This is a genomic window from Microvirga sp. BF8, from assembly GCF_059888585.1.
Window position 1 is genome coordinate 517,986 of record NZ_CM187619.1, and the last position, 22,712, is coordinate 540,697.

Sequence of the window (22,712 nt, forward strand, 5' to 3'; positions counted from 1 at the left end):
ATCCGCCCATGCTGAAAGGGAAACCGCGATCAGCGTTAAGCGATACTGAAGATCAGAGCGTCGCCATTTCGGGAGCAGCGGGCGGAGATAGAACCACCTCCAGCGGCCCGTGAGGCCAGCCCGAAACCCATCGGGCTGGCTGCTCAATCGTTACATCGTAGCCCCAACCTGCCACGGGAGGAATTCGGCGTCTCCATAGCCGAGTTCTTCGGACTTCGTGCGGCGGCCCGATGCTACCTGGAGGATGGTTTCGAAAATTTCGCGACCCTTCTCCTCGATCGAGACTCCGTCGAGGATATCGCCGCAATTGATGTCCATGTCGTCGAGCATCCGGCGATAAATGTCACTGTTGGTCGCGAGCTTGATGGAGGGCGTCGGCTTGCAACCATAGGCGGAGCCGCGGCCCGTGGTGAAGCAGAGAACATTCGCGCCACCGGCCACCTGCCCCGTGGCAGAAACCGGGTCGTAGCCCGGCGTATCCATGAAGACGAAACCCTTTGCAGTGACGGGTTCCGCATAACGATAGACCGCGTTCAAGGCCGTGGTGCCGCCTTTGGCGGCAGCGCCGAGGGATTTCTCTAGGATAGTGCTGAGGCCTCCCGCCTTGTTGCCCGGCGACGGATTGTTGTTCATCTCGCCTCGATTACGGGCCGTATAGTCCTCCCACCAGGCAATGCAGTCGAGAAGCTTTTCCCCGACATCCCGCGTGGCAGCCCGGCGCGTAAGGAGGTGTTCGGCGCCATAGATTTCAGGCGTTTCGGAGAGGATCGCCGTCCCACCGTGGCGAACGAGCAGGTCCGCGGCCGCTCCTAGTGCCGGATTGGCGGTGATGCCCGAATATCCGTCCGAGCCGCCGCATTGCAGGGCGAGCGTCAGCTCCGACGCCGGCACCGTTTCCCGGCGGGCCCGTGCCGCGGATGGGATCATGTCCGCAATGGCGGCGACGCCCGCTTCGACGGTCCTGCGCGTCCCGCCGACGTCCTGGATCGTCATCGTACGGAAGCTCTCGCTCTCCTCAAGCCCGTAAAGCTCCTTCCACCGGGCGATCTGAAACACCTCGCACCCTAGCCCCACCATCAGCACGCCCGCGATGTTAGGGTTCGACGCGTAGCCCCACTGCGTCCGTTTCAGAATCTCTGATCCCTCGCCACGCAGATCCATGCCGCAGCCCGTCCCATGAACCAGGGCGATGACTCCGTCGATCTCGGGATGGTTGCCGAGCAGTCCGGAACGTTCCACCTCACGGCCAATGAAGCGTGCAACCGAGGCCGAACAGTTCACGCTGGTGAGGATGGCGAGATAGTTTCTGGTTCCGACTTTCCCATTCGCTCGACGGAACCCCTCGAACGTCGCCTGCGCTTCAAGTGGAAGGACAGGCGTTCGGACCGCATCTTCGGCAATGCGGTAGTCGCGCGAGAAGCCGTGAAGCTGGATATTATGATCGTGTACCCACTCACCGGGTTCGATCGGCTTCGCGGCAAATCCGATGATCTGTCCGAACTTGAGGATAGGCTGATCCTCGCCAACTCCACCGATTGCGACCTTATGGCCGCGCGGGATGCGCTCGCGAACGGTGACGCCGTGCACCACCGATCCCGGAGATAGCGGATCCACAGCAACGACTACGTTGTCACGCTCATGGAGACGGATTGTCCGAGGGTCCGAAGGGTGCTTGTCAAACATGTCTCGTCACCTTGCGTATTCTGCTCTTTCCAGGATCCGCATCGACATGCACGAAGGCGGATGAGATCGTCACGCGATCAGCGCCGTAGAAGGCGTGGCCGATTCCTGCTCGAAAAGATCCGGATGCTGAATTTGCAATTCCGGCAGGGAGCGGAGGATCTCGCTCAAATGTTCCTGCATCGCGGTCTGCGCGGCCGCTGGGTCGCCAGCTCGGATCGCGCTTACGATGACCTCGTGCTGGGCCACGACGATATGCCGAGGTGTGGCCTGGGCCATGTCGAGAAACCGCACCCGGTCCATCTGGGGCTTGACATCCTCGATCATTTCCCACGCCGCCAAGCGGCCAGCCGTCTCAGCGAGCAGTCGATGGAACTCCTCGTCGAGAGCAAGAAACTCTTCCGACGATCTGGAACGCTGTGCACGACGCTGACGGCCCAAACTGGAATTCAGTTCGGCCAACATGGCGGGGCTCGCCTTGAGGGCTGCATCGCGTACGACGGCCGTCTCCACGGCTTCCCGGATGAAGCGGGCATTCTCAACGCCGCTTCTGGAGATCTTTACGACTTGGGTCCCCCGCTGGGGAAGAACGCGGACAAGTCCGGCTTCGCTCAGCTTGATCAAAGCCTCCCGCACCGGAGAGCGGCTCACCCCGAAGCGGCGCGCCAGATCCTGTTCGGACAGCATCTCCCCCGGTGCAAGCTGCATCGTTACGATAGCTTGGCGCAGGGCGCGGGTCACATGCCGGGCGATCGATTCCGGCCGGATATCAAGCTTAGGAAGAGTTCTGCCATCCATATTACTATACTACCATACTAGTAGACCATTGCAAAGCGACCAGTGTCGCTCTAAGCTGACCGGAATTGGCACCTGAACCGCCTGCATCCAAAATGGGCATGGGTACCGAGGGAGTAACGCCATGCTGATCCATCCGGACCGGCTGTTTCCGAACGAGCCAGACGCGCGCGCCGTGGCGCGACGCCTCTATGCTTCCGTCCAGGATCTTCCGATCATATCGCCGCATGGCCACACCGATCCGCGCTGGTTTGCGGAGAACGAGCCCTTTCCCGATCCGGCATCACTCTTCGTCATTCCGGATCACTACATTTTCCGGATGCTTTACAGCCAGGGCGTCCGTCTCGAAGACCTCGGCATTCGAAAGCGGGACGGGCAGGCTCCGGAATATGATGCCCGCGCCGTTTGGCAGCGTTTCGCAGCGCATTACCATCTGTTTCGTGGCACACCTACCCGCTTATGGTTGGACCACACCTTCGCGACGCTCTTCGGCTTTACCGAAAGGCTGTCCCCCCATATGGCGGATGCCTATTTCGATCGGATCAGCGCCGCGCTCCAAACTCCCGAATTTCGCCCTCGTGCCCTGTTCGATCGCTTCAGGATAGAAGCGATCGCCACAACGGAGAGCCCTCTCGATGCCCTCCGGCACCATGAGACCATCCGAAAATCCGGATGGCGAGGGCGTGTCGTCACGGCCTATCGACCCGATCCCGTCGTGGATCCGGACTTCGAGGGCTTCCGAAACAATCTGGCGCTGTTCGGCGAGATCACCGGCTGCGATACCCAGACCTGGGGTGGCTATCTCGAAGCTCACCGTAGGCGACGCGCCTATTTCCGTGATTATGGTGCCACTTCGACCGATCACGGCCATCCGACGGCGAGGACGGCGGATCTGCCCCGTAGCGAGGCGGAAGATCTCTTCCGGAGAGTTTCGACCGGCCCTGTCAGCCGCGAAGAGGCCGAGCTCTTCCGCGCCCAGATGTTGACCGAAATGGCGGCGATGAGTCTCGAGGACGGCATGGTCATGCAGATCCATCCCGGGTCCGTGCGCAACCACAACGAGGGCATCTTTCTGCAGTTCGGCCGCGACATGGGAGCCGATATCCCTTCCCGCACGGACTATGTATCGGCCCTCAAGCCGCTGCTCGATCGCTTTGGAAACGAGCGCGATCTGACCATCATCCTCTTTACTCTCGACGAGACGGCCTATTCGCGCGAACTCGCACCGCTGGCAGGCCATTACCCGGCCCTCAGGCTCGGTCCGGCCTGGTGGTTCTTCGATTCTCCCGAGGGAATGAAGCGGTTCCGCGAACTCACCACCGAAACGGCAGGCTTCTACAATACGGTCGGCTTCAATGACGACACGCGGGCCTATCTATCGATTCCGGCCCGCCACGACATGGCCCGCCGGGTGGACTGCGCATTTCTTGCCAATCTCGTGACGACCCATCGCCTCGATGAAGACGAAGCGAACGAGGTAGCTCACGATCTCGCCTATCGCCTCGCAAAAGAGGCTTACAAGCTGTGATGCCGGACGCGGGCCCATAAGGGCCGCGCCGCACAGAATGGGAGGAAGAGAATGACGAACCATATCACCAGACGGACCTTTGTCGGCGGCGTCGCCGGTGCCGCGGGAATTGCCGCCTTCGCGGGCCCGAGCATGGCCCAGCTGGCGCTTCCGAAAGAGCCTGTCGCGCTGAATGTCATCGACGTGGCCGGAAATCTGGCACTGACGCAGAAAGCGATCGAGAACTACCGCAAGGCGAAGCCGAATCTCGTTTCACGCATCACGTTCACGAAAGCGCCGGCCCCCGAACTCGCGGGCAAGATCAAAGCGCAGCAGGACGCCGGACGGGTCGATATCGATCTGGTGCTGACCGGAACCGATGCGCTCTCCGCCGGCATCGAGCAGAAGCTCTGGGTCGAGTTGCTGCCTGCCCATGCGGGCGCGCTGCCCAAGCTCGATGATATCTTCCTGCCGGCTGCGGCCAAGATGCAGACGCTTGCCAAAGGCCAGGGCGTCGTGGTGACGTACTATCCCTCGGGCCCGCTGCTCGAGTACATGCCCGACAAGGTCAAGAACGTTCCGACCACGGCCGAGGAACTGCTCGCCTGGGCGAAGGCGAACCCGAACCGGCTGATCTATGCCCGTCCCGCCAATTCCGGCCCCGGGCGCACCTTCATCATGGGCCTTCCCTATATTCTCGGCGACAGCAATCCCCAGGATCCCGCCAAGGGCTGGGACAAAACGTGGGCCTACCTCAAGGAACTGGGGCAGTATATCGAGTACTACCCCTCCGGCACGGGCGCCGTCATGAAGGAGCTCGGCGAAGGCTCCCGCGACATGACAGTTTCCACGACCGGGTGGGACATCAATCCGCGCGTTCTCGGCGTCGTGCCGAAGGAAGCGAAGGTCGCCAGCCTGAAGGGTTTCCACTGGGTCGCGGACGCTCATTACATGTGCGTGCCGAAAGGCCTGTCGAACGAGAAGCTTGCCGTTCTGCTCGACCTGATGAACTTCCTGCTGACGAAAGAGCAGCAGGCCTACACCTACGACGAGGGCTACTTCTATCCCGGCCCTGCGGTGAAGGGCGTCACTCTGGATATGGCTCCGGCGGACAGTCAGGCTGCCATCAAGGAGTATGGACGTCCTGAATATGAGAAGCTGATCGCCGACAACCCGATCGAACTGCCCCTCCAGCCGGATCAGATGGTCGTCGCGTTCCGCATCTGGGACGAGCAGGTCGGCGGCTCGAAGCGCAAGTAAGGAAGGGACCCGCGATGGCAATTGCACTTTCGCAGTTCGATGAGGTGCGGCTCGATCGGGTGAGCCGCGACTTCGGAACCCTCAACGCCCTGCGCGACATCAACCTGACGATCAGGCGAGGCGAATTCATCGCCCTGCTCGGGCCGTCGGGTTGCGGAAAGTCGACGACGCTGAACTGCATCGCGGGTCTCCTGCCGGTAACGGGAGGGGCGATCTGGCTCGACAAGAACCGGGTCGACACCCTGAAGCCGGAAGAGCGCGGATTCGGAATGGTCTTCCAGAACTATGCGCTCTTCCCCCACCTCAATGTTCGCCAGAACATCGGATTTGGCCTGAAGATGCGCGGCACGGCGAAGGCCGAGATGGAGCGCAAGATCGACGAGGCCCTCAACCTCGTCCGGTTGCAAGGGCAGGGGCACAAGCTGCCGGGTCAGCTTTCGGGCGGCCAGCAGCAGCGTGTTGCCATCGCACGGGCCATCGTGATCGAACCGCCTCTCGTCCTGATGGATGAGCCGCTGTCAAATCTTGACGCGAAACTGCGTCTGGAGATGCGCGCCGAGATCCGCCGCATTCACAACGAGCTCGGTGCGACCACGATTTATGTCACGCACGACCAGGATGAGGCCCTTTCGCTGGCCGACAGGATCGTCGTGCTCCGCGATGGTGTCGTGCGGCAGGTAGGGACGCCCAAGGAGCTTTATGACGCGCCCGCGCATCTCGATGTCGCCGACTTCATGGGCTATCGCAACAAGCTCAAGGGAACAGCGGTGGCGATCGAGAACGGACGCGCCGTCATCGACGTCGAGGGAGCGAGACTGGGGGGCGCAACGAGGGAGCCGATCTCTGTTGGCGCTCCCGTCTATGTTGCGATCCGTCCTGACGATCTCATCGTTGCTGAGGCCGGCAGCGACGCGCTGTCGGTCATCGTCGACACGGCGGAGTATCGTGGCCGGGAGTTCGTGGGCACCGCGCACACGAAGGGCGGCCTGGAGCTTGTGTTCCGTTCTCCTCACGCCGTGGAGCCCGGAACGGCCGTTCACCTGAGAGCGGATGCCGAGCGCACCCTTGTCTTCGCCGAGCCGGCGTGAGGGGAGTAACGACCATGCATGCTTCCGCTTCGGACGCCATGACCGGACCAAGCCTGCGGCAGCGGCTGGAGGCACGCGGTTTCGATGCCGTTACGCTGCTCGTGCTGCCGGCCGCCATCTTCAGCCTCTGCCTCTTCGTCTACCCGTTCGCGTTCGGCCTCATTCTGTCGTTCGAACCGAAGAGCGGCGGCGGTGCGCTCACCAACTACCAGCGCTTTTTTTCCGACCCTTATCTCTACGACACGATCGCCAAGACTCTGGCGCTTGCCATCCCCGTGACGGTTCTGAACCTCGTGCTGGCGGTGCCCGTCGCGTTTCGGGTCCGGCTCATGCGACGCCAGCGCCTCCTGACCACAATCCTCGTTCTTCCGATCACTCTGGGTACGGTCCTGGTTGCGGAGGGACTTCTGAACTATCTCGGACCTCAGGGATGGTTCAATCGGACGCTCCTGACCTTCGGGCTGATCTCGCAACCGATCCGGCTCGTTCACAATTACTGGGGCGTTTTTGCCTCCTTGCTGATTACCGGCTTTCCGTTCACGTTCCTTCTGACGTTGTCCTATGTCACGGGCATCGATCCGGCTCTGGAGCAGGCCAGCGCGACGCTAGGGGCGAATGCGTGGCAGCGGTTCCGGTACATCTATCTGCCGCTGCTGATGCCAGGCTTCGCCATTACGTTCTGCCTGTCCTTCGTGCAGGCATTCTCAGTCTTCCCCTCGGCGGTGCTGCTCGGCGAGCCGGCGGGACCGACGAGGGTCATCTCGATTGCCGCGTATCAGGCGGCATTCGAGGAGTATGACTACTCGATGGCTTCCGCCGTTGCGATGATCATGGGCTTCGTCCAGCTGGCGATCGTCGTTGCGGTTCTCGCCTCCCGCGGCCTGTTCTACCGCGGTCCGGCGTCTGGCGCGAAAGGGTGATGAGCCGATGATCCGAGATACAACTCTGGGCGCGAAGCTCTGGGCCGTCGCCGTGTGGTCCCTGGTCGGCTTCTTCATCGTCAACCTTCTGGCCATGATCGCCACGGTGGTCACGAGTTCCTTTGCCACGCGCTGGCTCGGCACCTGGCTGCCCATCGGCTGGACCACCCGATGGTATGCCTCCGCGTGGAACGAGTTTCAGTTGGGCGATGTGCTCATCGTAACCTTCCAGGTGGTCGGCGCGGTGGTCCTCATCTCCGGCGCCCTGGGAGTCACGGCAGCTTATGCGCTGGCGCGGCGTGACTTTCCCGGCAAGCGTCTTCTCGTGCTCCTGTTTCTTCTGCCCCTTCTGATCCCGCCCATCACATTCGGCATCCCCCTTGCGACGGTGCTGTATCAGACCGGCCTGGCGGGAACCTTCTGGGGCGTGGTCGCGGCCAATCTCGTACCCACGGTTCCGTTCGTGATCCTCGTGATGATCCCCTTCATCGAGCAGATCGATCCCAAGCTCGAGGCGGCGGCGCGGGTCTTCGGTGCCAATACCTTCAAGCTCTTCGTCCATGTGCTGCTGCCGCTTCTGTTGCCCGGCATCCTGGCGGCCCTTCTTCTGGTTCTGGTGCGGACGATCGCCATGTTTGAACTCACCTTCCTCGTCGCGGGGCCGACGAGCCAGACGCTGGTCGTCGCGCTCTATTATGCCGTCTTCGCTGCCGGTGTCCGCGCTGTTCAGTCCATTGATGCCATGGCGGTGATCTACATGGTGACGACGCTCGTCTGGCTGATCATAGCCCTGCGGTTCGTCAACCCGACCCAGATCGTCACTCGTGCTAAGCAGCAACCTGCGCATTGAGGCAGTGATGTCGAAGCGTTTGAATCCGGCTGAACTTTCCAGCCTGCCCACGACGATTGCGCGTCCTCGCTATGATCGCAGCGGCGTCACAACCGGCATCGTGCATCTGGGAGTCGGCGCTTTTCACCGTGCCCATCAGGCCGTCTATACGGATCTCGTTCTCGATCAGGATCCCCGCTGGGGAATCGTTGCGTCGAGCCTCCGGAGTCCCGAGACCCGTGATGCCCTGGAGCCGCAAGGGGGGCTGTACACGTTGTCGGTTCGCTCCGAGGATGGTGAAGCGCTCAGGATCATCGGGTCGATCACGCAGGTCATCGTCGCCCCTGAGGCGCCGGAAGTCCTCCTCGATGCCATGTCAAACCCCGGCGTGCGGATCGTTTCCCTGACCGTGACGGAGAAAGGATACTGCCACGACCCGGCGACAGCAGCGCTCAACGAGGCCCATCCGGACATCGTTCACGACCTGTCGAATCCGACGCAGCCGCGGACCGCCCCCGGTCTGATCGTCGAGGCCCTGCGCCGCCGACGCGTGGCGGGTATCGCCCCCTTCACAGTGATGAGTTGCGACAATCTCCCATCGAATGGGCGCACGGTGAAGAAGGTGCTCTCGCGCTATGCGGAATTGGTCGATCCGGATCTCGGCGCCTTCGTCAGAGATCATGTCGCCTGTCCCTCCACGATGGTAGATCGGATCGTGCCTGCGACGACGAACGAGGATCGGGACCGGATTGCGCATCTGCTCGGCGTTGAGGACGCGTGGCCGGTCGTCACGGAACCCTTCACGCAATGGGTGATCGAGGATGATTTCCCGCAAGGGCGCCCTCCATGGGGGCAAGCGGGAGCCGAGTTTGTCGCCGATGTCGAGCCTTTCGAGCATATGAAGCTGCGGCTCCTCAACGGAAGCCACTCCACGCTCGCCTATCTCGGCTATCTCGCAGGCTATGCGACGGTGGCCGATACGATGGCCAATCCGGCTTTCGAGAGGCTGATCCAGGGCCTGATGGACGAGGAGGTTGCGCCGACGCTGCACATGCCACCAGGCGCCGATATCGAGTCCTATAAGCGCGCGCTTCGCAAGCGCTTCAAGAACCCGGCACTGAAGCATCGCACCGCACAGATCGCCATGGATGGCTCGCAGAAGTTGCCGCAGCGGCTGTTGGGAACGGTTCGGGACCGTTTGGGTGCGAATGCACCCATTTCGCGGCTGGCGCTCGGCGTTGCGGCCTGGATGCGATACGTAACCGGAATCGACGAGAACGGCGCACCGATCGATGTTCGGGATCCGATGGCCGAGCGTCTGCGCTCTCTCACCGATGGCGTGCAGGCCGACCCTCCGAAGATCGCAGAAAGATTGTTCGGCATCCGCGAAATCTTCGGAGACGATCTCCCTGGCAATCCGGTTTTCACGGAGTCCGTCACCGATGCCTTGTCCAAACTCTATCGGGACGGCAGCCGTGCCACTGTCGACAGGCTGTCGCATACGTCCTGACGACCGGCTCCGACATGCCTGGAAAGACGGAGGAACGACATACCTGCCCGAGATCGCCAGATCCGGAAGGGCGGATACAACAGACCATCAAGACCATGTTATAACAGATAAATACAGTATATCCATGTATAGATTCCGAAGTCGTTTTGCCGCAGATCGGATCTAGGCCGGGCGAAATACTTGCGATAAAGCGATCCTGGATGTCAGGTTAGCACCCTTTCTGACCGGTCCTGCTGGATTTCTTCATGTCGCTTTCTCAAGACGATACCTGGATCGGCTCGGCTGGCCAGAACGACGATGCAGAGATGTTCGATCTTGCTCCAGTGTCGCTCTGGCTCGAGGATTATAGCGGGATCAAGAAGCTCTTCACCGAGTGGCACAGGGACGGCATACGATCTCTCCGGGCATTTCTGGAGGAGGACACCCGCCGCGTCGAAACGTGCTCGGACGCAATTCGCGTCGTCAAGGTGAATCGAAAGACGCTGACCCTCTTCGAAGCCGACGACCAAGCGCACCTCGTCGCAAATCTCGGTCGCATCTTTCGCAATGACATGCTGAAGACCCATATCGACGAGCTGGTACAGCTCTGGGAAGGAAAGAGGGAATTCTTCAGCAATACCGTCAACTATACCCTGTCCGGCCGCCGTCTCGACATCCAACTCAAGGGGGCGATCCTTCCGGGGCACGAGGAAAGCTGGGAACGGGTCCTGATCGCCATCGAAGATGTAACCGAGCGTGAATCCGCCCGTCGCAGCCTTGCCCGGAGCGAGGAATACGCGCGCGGTCTCTTCGAGCACTCGCCAATATCGCTCTGGGTCGAGGATTTCAGCAGCGTCAGACGTCTCCTCGAAGAGGTTCGCGACAAAGGCATCAGCGATTTTCGGGTATTCACCGATGTACACCCCGAATTCGTCGAGCGTTGTATGAGCGAGATTCGTGTCATCGATGTCAACCAGCATACCCTTGAACTGTTCGCCGCGCCTGACAAGGAAACCCTGCTGCGAAGCCTGCCGGAGATCTTCCGAGACGAAATGCAGCCTCATTTTCGGGAGCAGCTGATCGATCTTTGGGAAGGGAGAATCTTCCAGCGGCGCGAGGTCATGAATTATTCGCTTGCTGGAGACGAGCTGCATCTGCATCTCCAATTCTCGGTCCTCCCGGGACACGAGCATGATTGGTCCCTGGTTCAGGTTGCTCTGACGGACATCACCGCCCGTAAGAAGGCCGAGGCCTATCTCGAGTATCTCGGCAAGCACGACGTTCTCACGAAGCTCTACAATCGCTCGTTTTATGTCGACGAACTGAATCGCCTTGAACGCAAGGGCCCGTTCCCGGTCACCATCATCGTGGCCGATCTCAACGGACTGAAAGCGACGAACGATCAACTCGGGCATGCGGCCGGCGACGCCCTGCTCCGACGGGCCGGCGAGGTCCTGAACGAGGCGATCCACAAACCCGCCTACGCCGCACGCATAGGCGGCGACGAGTTTGCTCTGCTTCTTCCGAATACCGATGAGCGCGAGGGCGCGATGGTGATGGAGAACATCGAGCGGCTCGTCGTCATCAACAACCAGTTCTATTCCAGCCAGCCCCTGAGCTTGGCCATGGGCATGGCGACGGGAGAACGTGGGGATCGGCTCGAGGATGTCGTGAAGAGGGCCGATCTGCTGATGTATGAGGCCAAGCGGGAAATCTATGCGCTAGGCGACCAGGGCCGGCGTCCCGATGTGGCAAGCGATATCAGTCTCGACGGGTATTGATCCACTGCAGGGCCAGGGTGTTTCATGGGCCTTTGCGGGAGCGCCAGGCGCGCCATCGCCGGTTCCCCTGGGATATCCGGGCCAGATCCGGTTGAAGACGATCCATCGACCTTTTGATGATCCTCCCCTCCTTTTTCCCGACAGGGGCCTTAGGATAGAATCGAGGGGCGTCACCGAGGAAAGCGGAAATAATGAAGCGCATCCAGAAGCATGGTCTGCAGATCGCACCGGTTCTCTACGATTTCGTGAACGGGGAGGCCCTGGAGGGCACGGGCGTATCGCCGGATGGGTTCTGGAGCGGTCTCGCTGAGCTCATTCGTGAACTCGCTCCACGGAATCGCGACCTGCTTGCCTTCCGCGACAGGCTTCAAAGCCAGATCGACACCTACCATCGAGAGCGGTCGGGAAAGCCGCTCGACCGAGAGCATTATGAGGGGTTCCTGCGCAAGATCGGCTACCTTCGGGATGAACCGGGGAATTTTTCCGTATCGACGGCGAATGTGGATGACGAGATCACCCGGACCGCCGGACCGCAATTGGTGGTGCCGGTCTCGAACGCCCGGTATGCCTTGAACGCTGCCAATGCCCGCTGGGGCTCGCTCTATGATGCGCTCTACGGAACGGACGTGATTTCCGAGGAAGGCGGGGCAGGCCGGAGCGGAGGCTACAACAAGGTCCGCGGTGCGAAGGTCGTCGCCTGGGCCCGCGCATTCCTCGACCGGATCGCCCCACTTGCTTCCGGGAGCCACAAGGATGCCACCGGTTATGCGATCGAGAGTGGTGCCGTTACGGTACGTCTTCGGGAAGGGACGGTGACCGGGCTTGCCGATCCACGGCAGTTCGCCGGCTATCAGGGCGAGGCCCCCGCTCCCTCCGGGCTGCTGCTTCGTCATCATGGACTGCATGTCGACATTCGTATCGATCGGGAGAATCCGATCGGGGCAGTGGATCCCGCCGGGGTTGCCGACGTGATTGTGGAAGCTGCGCTCTCGACGATCATGGATCTCGAGGACAGCGTCGCAGCGGTGGACGCCGATGACAAGGTCGAGATCTATCGCACGTGGCTCGGCCTGATGAAGGGCGACCTCGTCGAACGCTTCGAGAAGGGCGGGCGCGTCGTGGAGCGGCGCCTCAATCCAGACCGTATCTATCGGGCGCCTGCCGGCGGCGAAGTGCGCCTTCATGGCCGTAGCCTGATGCTCGTGCGCAATGTCGGGCACCATATGTTCACTGACGCTGTGCTCGGCGACGACGGACAGGAGGTTCCCGAGACCATCCTCGATGCCGCCGTGACGTCATTGATTGGAATGCACGACCTGCGCAGCGGCGGTGCCCTGCGCAACAGCCGCACGGGTTCAATCTATATTGTGAAGCCCAAGATGCACGGTCCCGACGAGGTCGCGTTCGCCAACAATCTCTTCACACGGGTCGAGGACATGCTCTCCCTTCCGCGCAACACGCTGAAAATGGGCATCATGGACGAAGAGCGCCGCACCACCGTCAATCTGAAGGGTGCCATCCGCGCCGCGGCGGAGCGGATTTTCTTCATCAATACGGGCTTCCTGGATCGCACCGGGGACGAAATCCACACGTCGATGGAAGCCGGCCCCATGATCCGCAAGAACGATATGAAATCGACCCCCTGGATCAAAGCTTATGAGGACAACAACGTCGATGTTGGCCTCGCCTGCGGGCTGCCGGGCCACGCGCAGATCGGCAAGGGCATGTGGGCGGCGCCGGACAAGATGGCGGACATGCTGGCCCAAAAGGTCGGCCATCCCAATGCGGGAGCCAACACGGCCTGGGTGCCGTCGCCGACGGCCGCCACGCTTCATGCGCTGCACTACCACGAGGTCGACGTTCAGGCCAGGCAGCAGGAATTGAGGACGCGCGCACCGGCGAAGCTCTCCGATATTCTCACGATCCCCGTTTCGCAATCCAACTGGGCACCGGAAGCCGTGCAGGAGGAAATCGACAACAACTGCCAGGGCATCCTCGGCTATGTTGTGCGGTGGGTCGACCAGGGCGTCGGATGTTCCAAGGTACCCGACATTCACGACGTCGGGCTGATGGAAGACCGGGCGACGCTGCGCATCTCGAGCCAGCATCTGGCCAATTGGCTGCGCCATGGAATTGTCACGGAAGCCCAGGTGATGCAGGCTTTGAAGCGGATGGCAGAGGTCGTCGACCGCCAGAATGCCGGGGATCCGCTCTATCGCCCGATGGCGCCGGGCTTCGACGGTCCTGCCTTCCAGGCCGCCTGCGATCTGATCTTCAAGGGCCGTGAGCAGCCCAACGGTTACACCGAGTGGATCCTGCACAAGCGTCGCCGCGAAGCGAAGGCGGCAGGCGCGTCCGACCGCATCGACCAGAGCGGTGTCCGGACCGCCTAGCTTTCCTCGAACACGGTCGGCCCGTCGCGATAGCGGCGGAGCCGCCTTGCGGCATCCTAAGGCGCCGTCGGAGCGCCGGGCTCGCTTCCTGTGTCGTGATGGTGTGGACGAAGGGCATCGACGGCGCCGCTGATCAGGTTCGCAGCCAGGAGATGCTCAGTGGTCAGGTCTGTCCGCACCGGCACGATCATGGCTGGGAGGGATGCGATCCACTCCTTCAGGGCGCGGGCCGCCGCGACGGCCTCCGAACGCCCGACTGCCCGAAAGCGAACGGGGGATCCGGGCTGCAACTGGGCGAAGCGATCCAGATCGGCGCTGATCACGGTCGCAATCTTAGGATAGCCGCCGGCGGTCTGGCGGTCGCGCATCAGCACGATCGGCTGGCCATTGCCGGGGACTTGGATATGGCCATCGACAATGCCGTCGGAGACGATGTTAAAGCCCTTGGCATGCTCGAGAACAGGGCCCGCAAGCTGAAATCCCATCCGATCGGCCTGGGGGCTGACGGTGAACTCGCTCTCGAGAAACGTGCGGACCGCATCGGGGGTGAAATAATCGTCCTGCGGCCCGAGCATGACACGAATGGGCCCGCTGTCGTCGGGTAACTCTCCCGGGAACTGCATCGGCGACCCTGCCTCTTCGGCGCTCATGCATTCCAAACGATCTCCGGGCCGGAGGGGGCATCCGTCAAGGCCGCCCATCCGGGACCGGAGATGCAATGAAAGACTGCCAAGCTGCGGCGGGACGGAGAAGCCGCCCGCGACGGCAAGGTAGGCGAACAGGCCTGTTCTTGCATGGCTGATCACGGCGGTCTGTCCGTCCTTCAGAACGACCGAGATGCGCGGACCGACCGGCTTGCCATCGATACTGAGAGTGCTGTCCGCACCGGCCAGGGCCACCTGGACATCGCCGCCGCTGGCGGTGACAGACCCGCCGAGATGCATGAACTCGATGGCGCCGGTTTCGGGAGGGTTGCCTGCGAGCACGTTGGCCAAGGCGAGGCCTCGGCGGTCCATCGCACCCGATGTGGAGACGCCGAACCGCTGATATCCGAAGCGTCCCCGATCCTGAAGGGACGTCATGGGGCCGCAGGTCTTGATCACGAGTGCAGTCATAGGGCCACCTGCTCGGCGATCGGGTCTCCGGCCAGGGCAGCACGCTCGAGCGTATCCCAACGCCCCGCATCGGTTGGCTCGAAGACGACCTCATCCCCTGCGGCGAACAGGAAGGCCGGGTCTCTTGTCGGGTCATAACTGCGGACGGGAGTCCGGCCGAGAAGATGCCAGCCGCTCGGACATTCGATGGATGCCACTGCCGCCTGCGTTCCGCCGATAATGATCGAACTGGCGGGAATTCTTGACCTGGGCTGCGTCCGGCGCGGGGTCGCGAGCCGCGGGTCCAGGCCCCCAAGATAGGCGAAGCCGGGCATGAAGCCGATCATATAGATGCGGTACACGGCACCGGCATGCAGCTCGATCACCGTCGAGACGGACAGGCCATGGCGCTCCGCCACCTCCTCGAGATCGATTCCGTAAGGGCCGCCATAGACGACTGGCACCTTCCAGCGCCGCCCGGTCGTCGCACGGGGTGCCAGGTTTTGCGTCTCAGCCATGATCCGACGGACCAGGGCGTCGTAGTCGGTCAGGGTCGGGTCGAAAGTCACGAGCAGGGAGCGATAGGTGGGCACGGTTTCGAGCACCCCGGCCGGCGCCGTCGCCCGGAGGATCTCGTCCAGGGCGAGGACCCTGCCATTGATCGACGGATCAATGACGTCCCCGAACTCCACCGACAGGGCTCCGTCGCCGCAGATGAGAATTCTCGGTGTCTGCAAGGATGTACTGGACGATTCGATCATTGTGGGCTGGCCCATCTCACATCGGAGGGGATCGTTCAACGGGTACTGACATGGTGAAGGCGGACACGTGCCGTCAGACTCCCGCCACACGGCCTCTTCATGTTATGCCAGAACTCTGCTTGAGGTCTTCATCAGCATATCCGGAGCATTTCATGACCTTGAAATCGAAGTCTGCCGTCGTCACTGGCTCGACCAGCGGGATCGGCCTTTCCATTGCGCGCGCCTTTGCGAAGGAAGGGGCGTCGATTGTCCTCAACGGGTTCGGGCAGGCCGACGAGATCGAAAAGATCCGGAAGGAGATCGAGGGCGAATTCGGCGTGAAGGCCATCTATTCCCCGGCCGATATGACGAAGCCCGAGGAGATCGAGGAGATGATCCGACTGGCCGAGAAGACCTTCGGCGGTGTCGACATTCTCGTGAACAACGCAGGAATCCAGTTCGTCTCGCCCGTCGAGGACTTTCCCGTCGAGAAATGGAATCAGATCATCGCGATCAATCTGTCGTCAGCCTTTCATGCTATCCGCGCAGCCCTACCGGGCATGAAGGCGCGCAAATGGGGCCGTATCATCAATACGGCCTCGGCTCATTCCCTCGTCGCCTCGCCATTCAAGTCCGCCTATGTTGCGGCCAAGCATGGCATTGCCGGCCTCACGAAGACGGTGGCGCTGGAGACCGCGACCTTCGGGGTCACGGTCAACTGCATCAGCCCCGGCTATGTCTGGACGCCTCTGGTCGAAAAGCAGATCCCCGACACCATGAAGGCCCGCGGTCTCACCAAGGAGCAGGTCATCAACGACGTGCTGCTCGAGGCCCAGCCGACAAAGCAATTCGTAACGCCGGATCAGGTGGCGGCTCTTGCCGTGTTCCTCTGTTCGGATGCGGCAAGCCAGATGACGGGCACGAACCTGTCCATGGATGGGGGCTGGACGGCGGAGTAGGGCGCCGCCGCCTTTCGCGAGAGCTCAGGCTCTCGCGAAAGCGTCCGTCGTCTCGATGAGATGGTGCAGGATGCCGGGATCAGAATAGGCATGTCCCGCATCCGGCACCATGATGAAGCGGGCTTGCGGCCAGGCCTTGTGCAGTTCCCACGCGGTCGCCGGAGGCGTTGCGATGTCGTATCGCCCCTGGACGATTACGCCGGGAATGTCTTTGAGACGTCCGGCATCCCGTAGAAGCTGCCCTTCCTCGAAGAAGCCTTCATGCACGAAATAGTGATTCTCGATCCGGGCAAAGGCCAGGGCATAGTGCTCGTCACCGAACTGGTTTGAATAATCCTCGTTCGGCAGCAGCGTGATCGTCTCGCCCTCCCATAGGCTCCATGCCTTCGCGGCCTGACGCTGGGCAACCGGATCCGAACCAGTGAGGCGCTTCCGGTAGGCCGCCATCAGGTCCCCGCGCTCTTCTGGCGGGATCGGCGCCAGGAATCCCTCCCATTTGTCCGGGAAGATCCAGGATGCTCCCTCTTGATAATACCAGAGAAGCTCGGAGCGCCTCAACGTGAAGATACCCCGGAGAACGAGTTCGCTGACACGCTCCGGATGGGTTTCCGCATAGGCCAGGGCCAGGGTGCTGCCCCAGGACCCGCCGAAAACCATCCATTTCTCGGCATCGATCATCATGCGCAGTCGCTCGATATCGGCGACCAGATGCCAAGTCGTGTTGGCCTCCAGGCTGGCATAAGGCGTCGAACGTCCGCAGCCGCGCTGATCGAACAGCAGGATCTTGTATTCCTTCGGGTCGAACAGACGCCGCTGCGACGGCGTGCAGCCCCCGCCCGGTCCGCCGTGAAGGAAGACGACGGGCTTTCCCTTCGGGTTGCCGCACAGCTCCCAATAGATCCGATGCCCATCGCCTACCTCCAGCCAGCCGTGGTCGTAGGGATCGATCTCGGGATAGAGGGTGCGCATGGTCAAGCTCCGAAACAGGCGTCCTTCATACCCCGGAGCCGGAGCCTTTGTCAGCTGCCGTTGGGTTAAATTGAGCCGGCTCATATTGAGGCGTATAAGCCTTTCAAGACAGTAGCGCGTCGTCCGACTGTCATATAGTTTTGCAACTGGGGAACACGGGCCGAACCCGGACCACTTTGGAGGATTACGATGTTGACCAAACGTGCCAGCCTGAAGCTGGCGACCGCTTTCGCGGCTCTCATGATCGCCGGCGGTGCACACGCCGCCGAGAAGCTGCGGCTCCTGACCTGGGCCGATTATGCGCCGGCCGATGTGGTGCAGCAATTCACCAAGGAGACGGGCATCGAGGTCGAGGTCACGCTCTCGAACAATGAGGAAATGATCTCGAAGCTGCGCGCCACGCAGGGGGCAGGTTTCGATCTCGTCCAGCCCAGCCAGGACCGCATCGCAGGCCCGCAGCAGGAATTCGGCATCTATAAGCCGCTCGACATGTCGAAGCTGAAGTCCGATCTCTTCATTGCCTCGATGCTCGAGGCGACCAAGAAGAACACGACGGTCGGCGGCAAGGTTTACGGCGTACCCCATATCTGGGGAACCGACGGTCTCGTCGTGAACACGAAGGCCGCTCCCAACGTGGCCGACTATCCGGACCTCTGCAGCCAGGCCGTCGCCGGCAAGTCGAGTTTCCGTGCGAAGCGCCCGACCCTAATTGCCTTCGCCTTCGCAAGCGGCATGGATCCCTTTGCAGCGTATAAGGATGCGAAGCAATATACCGCCCTTATGGAGAAGGTCGGCGCCAAGCTCGCAGAGTGCAAGAAGAACGTGAAGTTCTTCTGGGACGGGAAGGACCAGCTCCTGAACGCCCTGCGCTCCGGTGAGGTCGTAGCGGCCATGGCCTGGGACACGGGCGGCTGGAAACTGAACTCCGAGAACGCGGACATCAAGTTCATTGCGCCGAAATCCGGAGCGCTTGGCTGGGTCGACACCTTCGCTATTCCCGCAAAGGGCCGCAACGACGACGCCGCCTACAAGTGGATCAACTTCAACATGCGCCCCGAGATCGCGGCCAAGGTCGCGGCGTCGGCGGGCAACTTCACAGCCTCCAACGGCGCCGACAAGTTGATGCAGGGCAAGCTGAAGGACCAGTTCGCCGAGAGCTTCCCGAAGGCCGCAATCGACAACATCAAGTGGTATCCGGCCGTTCCAGCGGGCATCGAGGAGATCGAGGGCAAGGTCCTCGACCGCCTGAAGGCCGGCTCGTAACGTCTCGATCCTGCAGTCCATCATCCCCCGGTTTCGCCGGGGGATGACTTTTTACGCGTGCAGACATGGCTCCTTCCAGCGATCTCGACCTCGTCAATGTCATCAAACGGTTCGGCACACACCTCGCGGTGAACGACGTTTCCTTTTCCGTTGCTCCCGGTGAGTTCTTCTCGATCCTCGGTCCTTCCGGATGCGGCAAGACCACCCTCATGCGAATGATCGCCGGCTTTGAGGATCCGAGTTCGGGCGACATCCGGATCCGAGGCAAGTCGATGATCGGCGTTCCGGCCAATCGGCGGCCGGTGAACATGGTTTTCCAGAGCCTCGCCCTTTTCCCCATGATGAGCGTCGGCGAGAACGTTGCCTATGGCCTGACCTGCCGCGGTGTCGGACGGGCGGATGCCGAGCAGCGCGCGACGCGCATGCTGGAGCGGGTCGGGCTCAAAGGTTTCGCCGAGCGTCGCGTGACCGCCCTGTCCGGCGGTCAGCGGCAGCGGGTCGCCATCGCCCGCTGCCTGGTTCTCGAACCGACCCTTGTGCTGCTCGACGAGCCGCTTGGCGCGCTCGATCTCAAGCTGCGCGAGCACATGAAAATCGAACTCAAGCAACTGCAGAGTACCTTCAACACAACCTTCGTTTACATCACGCACGACCAGTCGGAGGCGCTCGTGATGTCCGACCGCATCGCCGTGATGAACCAGGGGCGCTTCGAGCAGGTGGGAAGCCCGCGGGAGCTGTACCACGATCCCATGACGCCCTTCGTGGCGAGCTTCGTCGGCGAAACCAATCGTTGGGCCGGCGAGGCTATGGGGGAGGAGGCCGGAGCAATCCGTGTGCGCCTTGCATCGGGCGCCATGGTTCAAGGATCCGGGTCGGGTCTCCCGAAGTCCGTGCTCTGCTTCGTCAGGCCGGAGGCCATTGCCCTGTCGTCGAACGGGGAGAGCCATCACGCTCTTGCCAACCGCTTCGAAGGGCGCGTGTCGGCCGTTCTGTTCGACGGTGCCAACTCAAGTCTCCTGATCGAGACGCCAGGGTTCGATGAGCCCATTCGCGCCGTCCTTCCGCAGGCCGGGCCTCTGGCCGGCATCCAGGTAGGAGCCCAGGTCCATGTCGGCTGGACGGCGGATGCGATGAAGGTCTTCGCGGCATGAAACCGGCGCAGCGCCTGACCCTGTTTCTTCTCCTCGCGCCGGCTCTGATCTGGCTCGGTCTGCTGATCGTTCTGCCGCATGTGGAGATCCTCGTCCTCTCGTTCAGCGAAAGGGTGGCGCCGCGTGTCTATACATTCGGCTTCGGCAACTATCTGGAGTTCTTCACCGAACCGCTCTATTGGCGCACCTTCGCGCGGACGGCTTTCATGTCGGTTCTCGTGACGGCCCTGACCTTGGTTCTCGCCTTTCCGATTGCGCTCTATATCGCCCGCGTGGCCCAGGGACGTGTGAAGGCGATGCTGTTGCTTCTCTGCCTTCTGCCCTTCTGGGTGTCGGAACTCGTGCGGACGCTGGGCTGGATGATGCTGCTGCGTGAAACCGGGCTGATCTCCTACCTGCTTCAGACGACGGGCCTCGCAAGCCAGCCGGTCGAGATGCTTTACAACGATGGTGCCGTCATCCTCGGCCTCGTCTATGGTGGGCTGCTGTTCATGATCGTGCCGCTCGCCAATGCGCTTGAGAGTCTGGAGCCGTCGATCGTCGAGGCCGGCTACGATCTTGGCGGAAGCCGTTGGACCGTCCTGCGGCGCATCGTCATTCCCCATGCGATGCCCGGCATCGTCGCAGGCTCGATCATCGTCTTCATGCTGACGGTCGGCAATTTCGCGACGCCGGTGCTGTTGGGCGGCAAGAACGGGTTATGGTTCACCGAGCAGATCTACGCCCAGTTCATTACGCGCTTCAACTGGCCACAGGGCGCAGCCTTCGGCATGCTCCTCCTCGTCCTTTCATCGGTCATCGTCTGGGGCGGCCTGCGGTTGAGCGGGCAGAGCCTCGGCACGACATTGCGGCAGGCTTGATCCATGAACCGGCCTTCGATGCTCTGGAAGCTCTATATCGCGGCGTTCTACCTCTTCCTGTTCGCGCCGCTCCTCGTCGTCGCGATCTTTGCCTTCAATGCCAGCCCGTTCCCGTCGCCGCCGTGGAAGGGCTGGACCCTCGAATGGTTCATCGGAGACGGATCCGTCTACGGAAAGCCCGGCGTCCTGATGGATCCGATCTGGCTCACCAGCATCGGCAACAGCCTGAAGGTCGCAGTGCCGGTGGCGCTTCTCGCCGTTCTCGTCGGCACCGTGAATGCGTGGGTGCTGGAACGGGCCGAGTTCCCCGGCAAGACCGTTCTCGGCATGATGATGCTGTGGCCCCTGGTCATCCCTGGGGTCATCCTCGGCATCTCGATCCTGGCGTTCTTTTCCCGCGTCGCGAATGGCCTGGAAGAGGCGCTGCAGACGGATCTCGATCCTCTCAGGCCGGGATTGCCCCTCGTCATCCTGGGCCAGCTGTCCTTCATTCTGACCATCGCGACGCTGATCATCGCCGCGCGTCTGCGCAAGTTCGACCGTTCGCTGGAAGAAGCCGCGCTCGATCTCGGCGCCGGTCGCATGCATGTGCTGAGAACGGTCACGCTGCCGTTCTTAAGTCCCGCCCTGGTAGGGGCGGGACTCGTCGCGCTGCTGATGTCGTTCGAGAACTTCAACACGACCCTGATGCTCGTCGGGTCGGATCCGCCGCTGCCGATCACCATGTACGGGCAGATGCGGGAAGGGGCGACCCCGGCCATCAATGCCGTGAGCCTGCTCCTGATGCTGGGCGTCGGGGGAATTGCCAGCCTCTTCGCCCTGACCTCGAAGAGCCAGAGCTGAGGCGCAATCAGGCGCCCCAGGTCCGCTCCAGGACGTTGACCCAGTTCTCGTAGCAGAGCTTGCGCAATGTTGCCTCGTCATAGCCGTGCTTGCGCATGGCTTCGACGAGACGCGGGAGGCCACGCACATCGCCGATGTCCGCCGGGATGGTGGCGCCATCGAAATCCGACCCGAGGCCGACCCCGTCGACGCCCACATGCTCGATCAGATGATCCATATGGCGGATCATCTCTTCCAGGGGCGTATGCTCGCTCCGCTGCCCGTCCGGCCGGATGAACGACGTCGCGAAATTCACGCCCACCATGCCGCGGCTTTCGCGGATCGCCGCCAGCTGCTTGTCGGTGAGATTGCGCGAGTGGGGGCTGATCGCATGCGCGTTCGAATGGGTTGCCACGAGCGGTGAATCGCTCAGCTTCACCACGTCCCAGAAGCCCTTCTCGTTCAGGTGGGAGAGGTCGATCATGATCTTGAGGCGGTTACACGCCTTGATCAGTTCCTTGCCCAGGTCCGTAAGTCCCGGACCGGTATCCGGGCTGGACGGATAGCGGAACGGCACGCCATGTCCGAAGATGTTCGAGCGGCTCCAGACCGGCCCGATGGAGCGAAGGCCGCTGCCATAGAGGACGTCGAGCATGTAGAGATCTGCATCGATCCCTTCCGCGCCTTCGATATGCAGGATTGCCGCGAGCGAGCCGCTCTTCAGGCACTCGCGGATGTCGGCTGCGCTGCGGCATATCTTGACTTCGCCCTTGGAAGCCCGCTCGATCCGAAGCAGCAGGGCAGCCATGTGCACGGTGACATGCTGGCTTGCGTCGAGACGAAGCGGCTCCGGAAGCGGAATATCGTATTGCGGCCGTGTCATGAGCTCGTCGATGTCGAGGCCGCCACCTTCGGACGGAACATAGACCGCAAAGAATCCACCTGCGAATCCACCTTCCTTCATGCGGGGCCAATCGAGATGACCCATATTGTCGCCCTCGAGGAAGGCACGCTCCGGCTGAATCTTTCCGCGCATCAGGCGCAGAAGGACGTCGTTATGGCCGTCGAAGACCGGCATCAGGGAAGTACGGGACATGAAGCTCACGCAGTCG

Annotated in this window: 19 protein-coding genes; 13 read left to right on the top strand and 6 right to left on the bottom strand. The window is 61.9% G+C overall.

The window, feature by feature from the left end; all coding sequences use genetic code 11:
- Positions 1 to 150 precede the first annotated feature (150 nt).
- Both AC522E_RS02370 and AC522E_RS02375 read right to left on the bottom strand, forming a co-directional pair.
- Positions 151 to 1,683, bottom strand: a complete 1,533-nt coding sequence (locus AC522E_RS02370) for a UxaA family hydrolase (protein ID WP_500748805.1) — start codon at positions 1,681 to 1,683, stop codon at positions 151 to 153.
- Between the two features lie 69 nt (positions 1,684 to 1,752).
- The gene (locus AC522E_RS02375; protein ID WP_500748806.1) at positions 1,753 to 2,478 is read right to left on the bottom strand and encodes a GntR family transcriptional regulator; all 726 of its coding nucleotides are present in this window, start codon (positions 2,476 to 2,478) and stop codon (positions 1,753 to 1,755) included.
- Between the two features lie 121 nt (positions 2,479 to 2,599).
- Here AC522E_RS02375 and uxaC point away from each other — a divergent pair, with 121 nt between their 5' ends.
- The 8 genes from uxaC to AC522E_RS02415 all read left to right on the top strand — a co-directional run bounded on the left by uxaC (position 2,600) and on the right by AC522E_RS02415 (position 13,742).
- On the top strand, positions 2,600 to 4,003 hold the full coding sequence (gene uxaC, locus AC522E_RS02380; protein ID WP_500748807.1) for a glucuronate isomerase: 1,404 nt from the start codon (positions 2,600 to 2,602) through the stop codon (positions 4,001 to 4,003).
- 51 nt (positions 4,004 to 4,054) lie between these two features.
- Positions 4,055 to 5,242 (top strand): ABC transporter substrate-binding protein, encoded by a 1,188-nt coding sequence (locus tag AC522E_RS02385; protein ID WP_500748808.1) that lies wholly within the window; start codon positions 4,055 to 4,057, stop codon positions 5,240 to 5,242.
- A gap of 14 nt (positions 5,243 to 5,256) precedes the next feature.
- Positions 5,257 to 6,330 carry an ABC transporter ATP-binding protein gene (locus tag AC522E_RS02390; protein ID WP_500748809.1) on the top strand — a complete coding sequence of 358 codons (1,074 nt, stop codon included), beginning with the start codon at positions 5,257 to 5,259 and terminating at the stop codon, positions 6,328 to 6,330.
- Between the two features lie 38 nt (positions 6,331 to 6,368).
- Positions 6,369 to 7,250, top strand: coding sequence for an ABC transporter permease (locus tag AC522E_RS02395; RefSeq protein ID WP_500750565.1), 882 nt, complete (start codon positions 6,369 to 6,371; stop codon positions 7,248 to 7,250).
- Between the two features lie 7 nt (positions 7,251 to 7,257).
- The gene (locus AC522E_RS02400; protein WP_500748810.1) at positions 7,258 to 8,100 is read left to right on the top strand and encodes an ABC transporter permease; all 843 of its coding nucleotides are present in this window, start codon (positions 7,258 to 7,260) and stop codon (positions 8,098 to 8,100) included.
- Positions 8,101 to 8,107: 7 nt separating this feature from the next.
- Positions 8,108 to 9,589, top strand: coding sequence for a mannitol dehydrogenase family protein (locus AC522E_RS02405; protein ID WP_500748811.1), 1,482 nt, complete (start codon positions 8,108 to 8,110; stop codon positions 9,587 to 9,589).
- A 245-nt stretch (positions 9,590 to 9,834) separates the two neighbouring features.
- Complete coding sequence (locus AC522E_RS02410) at positions 9,835 to 11,349, top strand: sensor domain-containing diguanylate cyclase (RefSeq protein ID WP_500748812.1); 1,515 nt, start codon at positions 9,835 to 9,837, stop codon at positions 11,347 to 11,349.
- Between the two features lie 191 nt (positions 11,350 to 11,540).
- Positions 11,541 to 13,742 (top strand): malate synthase G, encoded by a 2,202-nt coding sequence (locus AC522E_RS02415; RefSeq protein ID WP_500748813.1) that lies wholly within the window; start codon positions 11,541 to 11,543, stop codon positions 13,740 to 13,742.
- A gap of 56 nt (positions 13,743 to 13,798) precedes the next feature.
- On the opposite strand, the gene AC522E_RS02420 is transcribed toward AC522E_RS02415, so the two are convergent.
- Positions 13,799 to 14,857 carry a 5-oxoprolinase subunit C family protein gene (locus AC522E_RS02420; protein ID WP_500748814.1) on the bottom strand — a complete coding sequence of 353 codons (1,059 nt, stop codon included), beginning with the start codon at positions 14,855 to 14,857 and terminating at the stop codon, positions 13,799 to 13,801.
- The gene (gene pxpB, locus AC522E_RS02425) at positions 14,854 to 15,597 is read right to left on the bottom strand and encodes a 5-oxoprolinase subunit PxpB (RefSeq protein WP_500748815.1); all 744 of its coding nucleotides are present in this window, start codon (positions 15,595 to 15,597) and stop codon (positions 14,854 to 14,856) included. Before pxpB ends, AC522E_RS02420 begins: the two co-directional genes overlap by 4 nt.
- A 152-nt stretch (positions 15,598 to 15,749) precedes the next feature.
- On the opposite strand from pxpB, the gene AC522E_RS02430 reads away from it, so the two are divergent.
- Positions 15,750 to 16,535 carry a 3-hydroxybutyrate dehydrogenase gene (locus AC522E_RS02430; RefSeq protein ID WP_500748816.1) on the top strand — a complete coding sequence of 262 codons (786 nt, stop codon included), beginning with the start codon at positions 15,750 to 15,752 and terminating at the stop codon, positions 16,533 to 16,535.
- Between the two features lie 24 nt (positions 16,536 to 16,559).
- Here the strand turns inward: AC522E_RS02430 and pip are convergent, their stop codons facing one another.
- Positions 16,560 to 17,504, bottom strand: coding sequence for a prolyl aminopeptidase (gene pip, locus AC522E_RS02435; protein ID WP_500748817.1), 945 nt, complete (start codon positions 17,502 to 17,504; stop codon positions 16,560 to 16,562).
- Positions 17,505 to 17,693: 189 nt separating this feature from the next.
- Between pip and AC522E_RS02440 the strand changes: the two genes are divergently transcribed.
- From AC522E_RS02440 to AC522E_RS02455, 4 genes are all read left to right on the top strand, one after another.
- The gene (locus tag AC522E_RS02440) at positions 17,694 to 18,767 is read left to right on the top strand and encodes an extracellular solute-binding protein (RefSeq protein ID WP_500748818.1); all 1,074 of its coding nucleotides are present in this window, start codon (positions 17,694 to 17,696) and stop codon (positions 18,765 to 18,767) included.
- A gap of 65 nt (positions 18,768 to 18,832) precedes the next feature.
- Positions 18,833 to 19,918: an ABC transporter ATP-binding protein gene (locus AC522E_RS02445; RefSeq protein WP_500748819.1), complete on the top strand. Its 1,086-nt coding sequence runs from the start codon at positions 18,833 to 18,835 to the stop codon at positions 19,916 to 19,918.
- Positions 19,915 to 20,778 carry an ABC transporter permease gene (locus tag AC522E_RS02450; protein ID WP_500748820.1) on the top strand — a complete coding sequence of 288 codons (864 nt, stop codon included), beginning with the start codon at positions 19,915 to 19,917 and terminating at the stop codon, positions 20,776 to 20,778. Before AC522E_RS02445 ends, AC522E_RS02450 begins: the two co-directional genes overlap by 4 nt.
- A gap of 3 nt (positions 20,779 to 20,781) precedes the next feature.
- Complete coding sequence (locus tag AC522E_RS02455) at positions 20,782 to 21,621, top strand: ABC transporter permease (protein WP_500748821.1); 840 nt, start codon at positions 20,782 to 20,784, stop codon at positions 21,619 to 21,621.
- Between the two features lie 7 nt (positions 21,622 to 21,628).
- Here AC522E_RS02455 and AC522E_RS02460 read toward each other — a convergent pair whose 3' ends face one another.
- Positions 21,629 to 22,696 (bottom strand): dipeptidase, encoded by a 1,068-nt coding sequence (locus AC522E_RS02460; protein ID WP_500748822.1) that lies wholly within the window; start codon positions 22,694 to 22,696, stop codon positions 21,629 to 21,631.
- Positions 22,697 to 22,712 lie beyond the last annotated feature (16 nt).

Coding starts and splice junctions, on each gene's coding strand:
- AC522E_RS02410 (WP_500748812.1), top strand. CDS start 9,835: ATGTCGCTTTCTCAAGACGATACCTGGATCGGCTCGGCTGGCCAGAAC.
- AC522E_RS02440 (WP_500748818.1), top strand. CDS start 17,694: ATGTTGACCAAACGTGCCAGCCTGAAGCTGGCGACCGCTTTCGCGGCT.
- AC522E_RS02430 (WP_500748816.1), top strand. CDS start 15,750: ATGACCTTGAAATCGAAGTCTGCCGTCGTCACTGGCTCGACCAGCGGG.
- pip (WP_500748817.1), bottom strand. CDS start 17,504: ATGCGCACCCTCTATCCCGAGATCGATCCCTACGACCACGGCTGGCTG.
- AC522E_RS02455 (WP_500748821.1), top strand. CDS start 20,782: ATGAACCGGCCTTCGATGCTCTGGAAGCTCTATATCGCGGCGTTCTAC.
- AC522E_RS02460 (WP_500748822.1), bottom strand. CDS start 22,696: ATGTCCCGTACTTCCCTGATGCCGGTCTTCGACGGCCATAACGACGTC.
- AC522E_RS02405 (WP_500748811.1), top strand. CDS start 8,108: ATGTCGAAGCGTTTGAATCCGGCTGAACTTTCCAGCCTGCCCACGACG.
- AC522E_RS02390 (WP_500748809.1), top strand. CDS start 5,257: ATGGCAATTGCACTTTCGCAGTTCGATGAGGTGCGGCTCGATCGGGTG.
- uxaC (WP_500748807.1), top strand. CDS start 2,600: ATGCTGATCCATCCGGACCGGCTGTTTCCGAACGAGCCAGACGCGCGC.
- AC522E_RS02395 (WP_500750565.1), top strand. CDS start 6,369: ATGACCGGACCAAGCCTGCGGCAGCGGCTGGAGGCACGCGGTTTCGAT.
- AC522E_RS02415 (WP_500748813.1), top strand. CDS start 11,541: ATGAAGCGCATCCAGAAGCATGGTCTGCAGATCGCACCGGTTCTCTAC.
- AC522E_RS02400 (WP_500748810.1), top strand. CDS start 7,258: ATGATCCGAGATACAACTCTGGGCGCGAAGCTCTGGGCCGTCGCCGTG.
- AC522E_RS02385 (WP_500748808.1), top strand. CDS start 4,055: ATGACGAACCATATCACCAGACGGACCTTTGTCGGCGGCGTCGCCGGT.
- AC522E_RS02375 (WP_500748806.1), bottom strand. CDS start 2,478: ATGGATGGCAGAACTCTTCCTAAGCTTGATATCCGGCCGGAATCGATC.
- AC522E_RS02420 (WP_500748814.1), bottom strand. CDS start 14,857: ATGACTGCACTCGTGATCAAGACCTGCGGCCCCATGACGTCCCTTCAG.
- AC522E_RS02445 (WP_500748819.1), top strand. CDS start 18,833: ATGGCTCCTTCCAGCGATCTCGACCTCGTCAATGTCATCAAACGGTTC.
- AC522E_RS02450 (WP_500748820.1), top strand. CDS start 19,915: ATGAAACCGGCGCAGCGCCTGACCCTGTTTCTTCTCCTCGCGCCGGCT.
- AC522E_RS02370 (WP_500748805.1), bottom strand. CDS start 1,683: ATGTTTGACAAGCACCCTTCGGACCCTCGGACAATCCGTCTCCATGAG.
- pxpB (WP_500748815.1), bottom strand. CDS start 15,597: ATGATCGAATCGTCCAGTACATCCTTGCAGACACCGAGAATTCTCATC.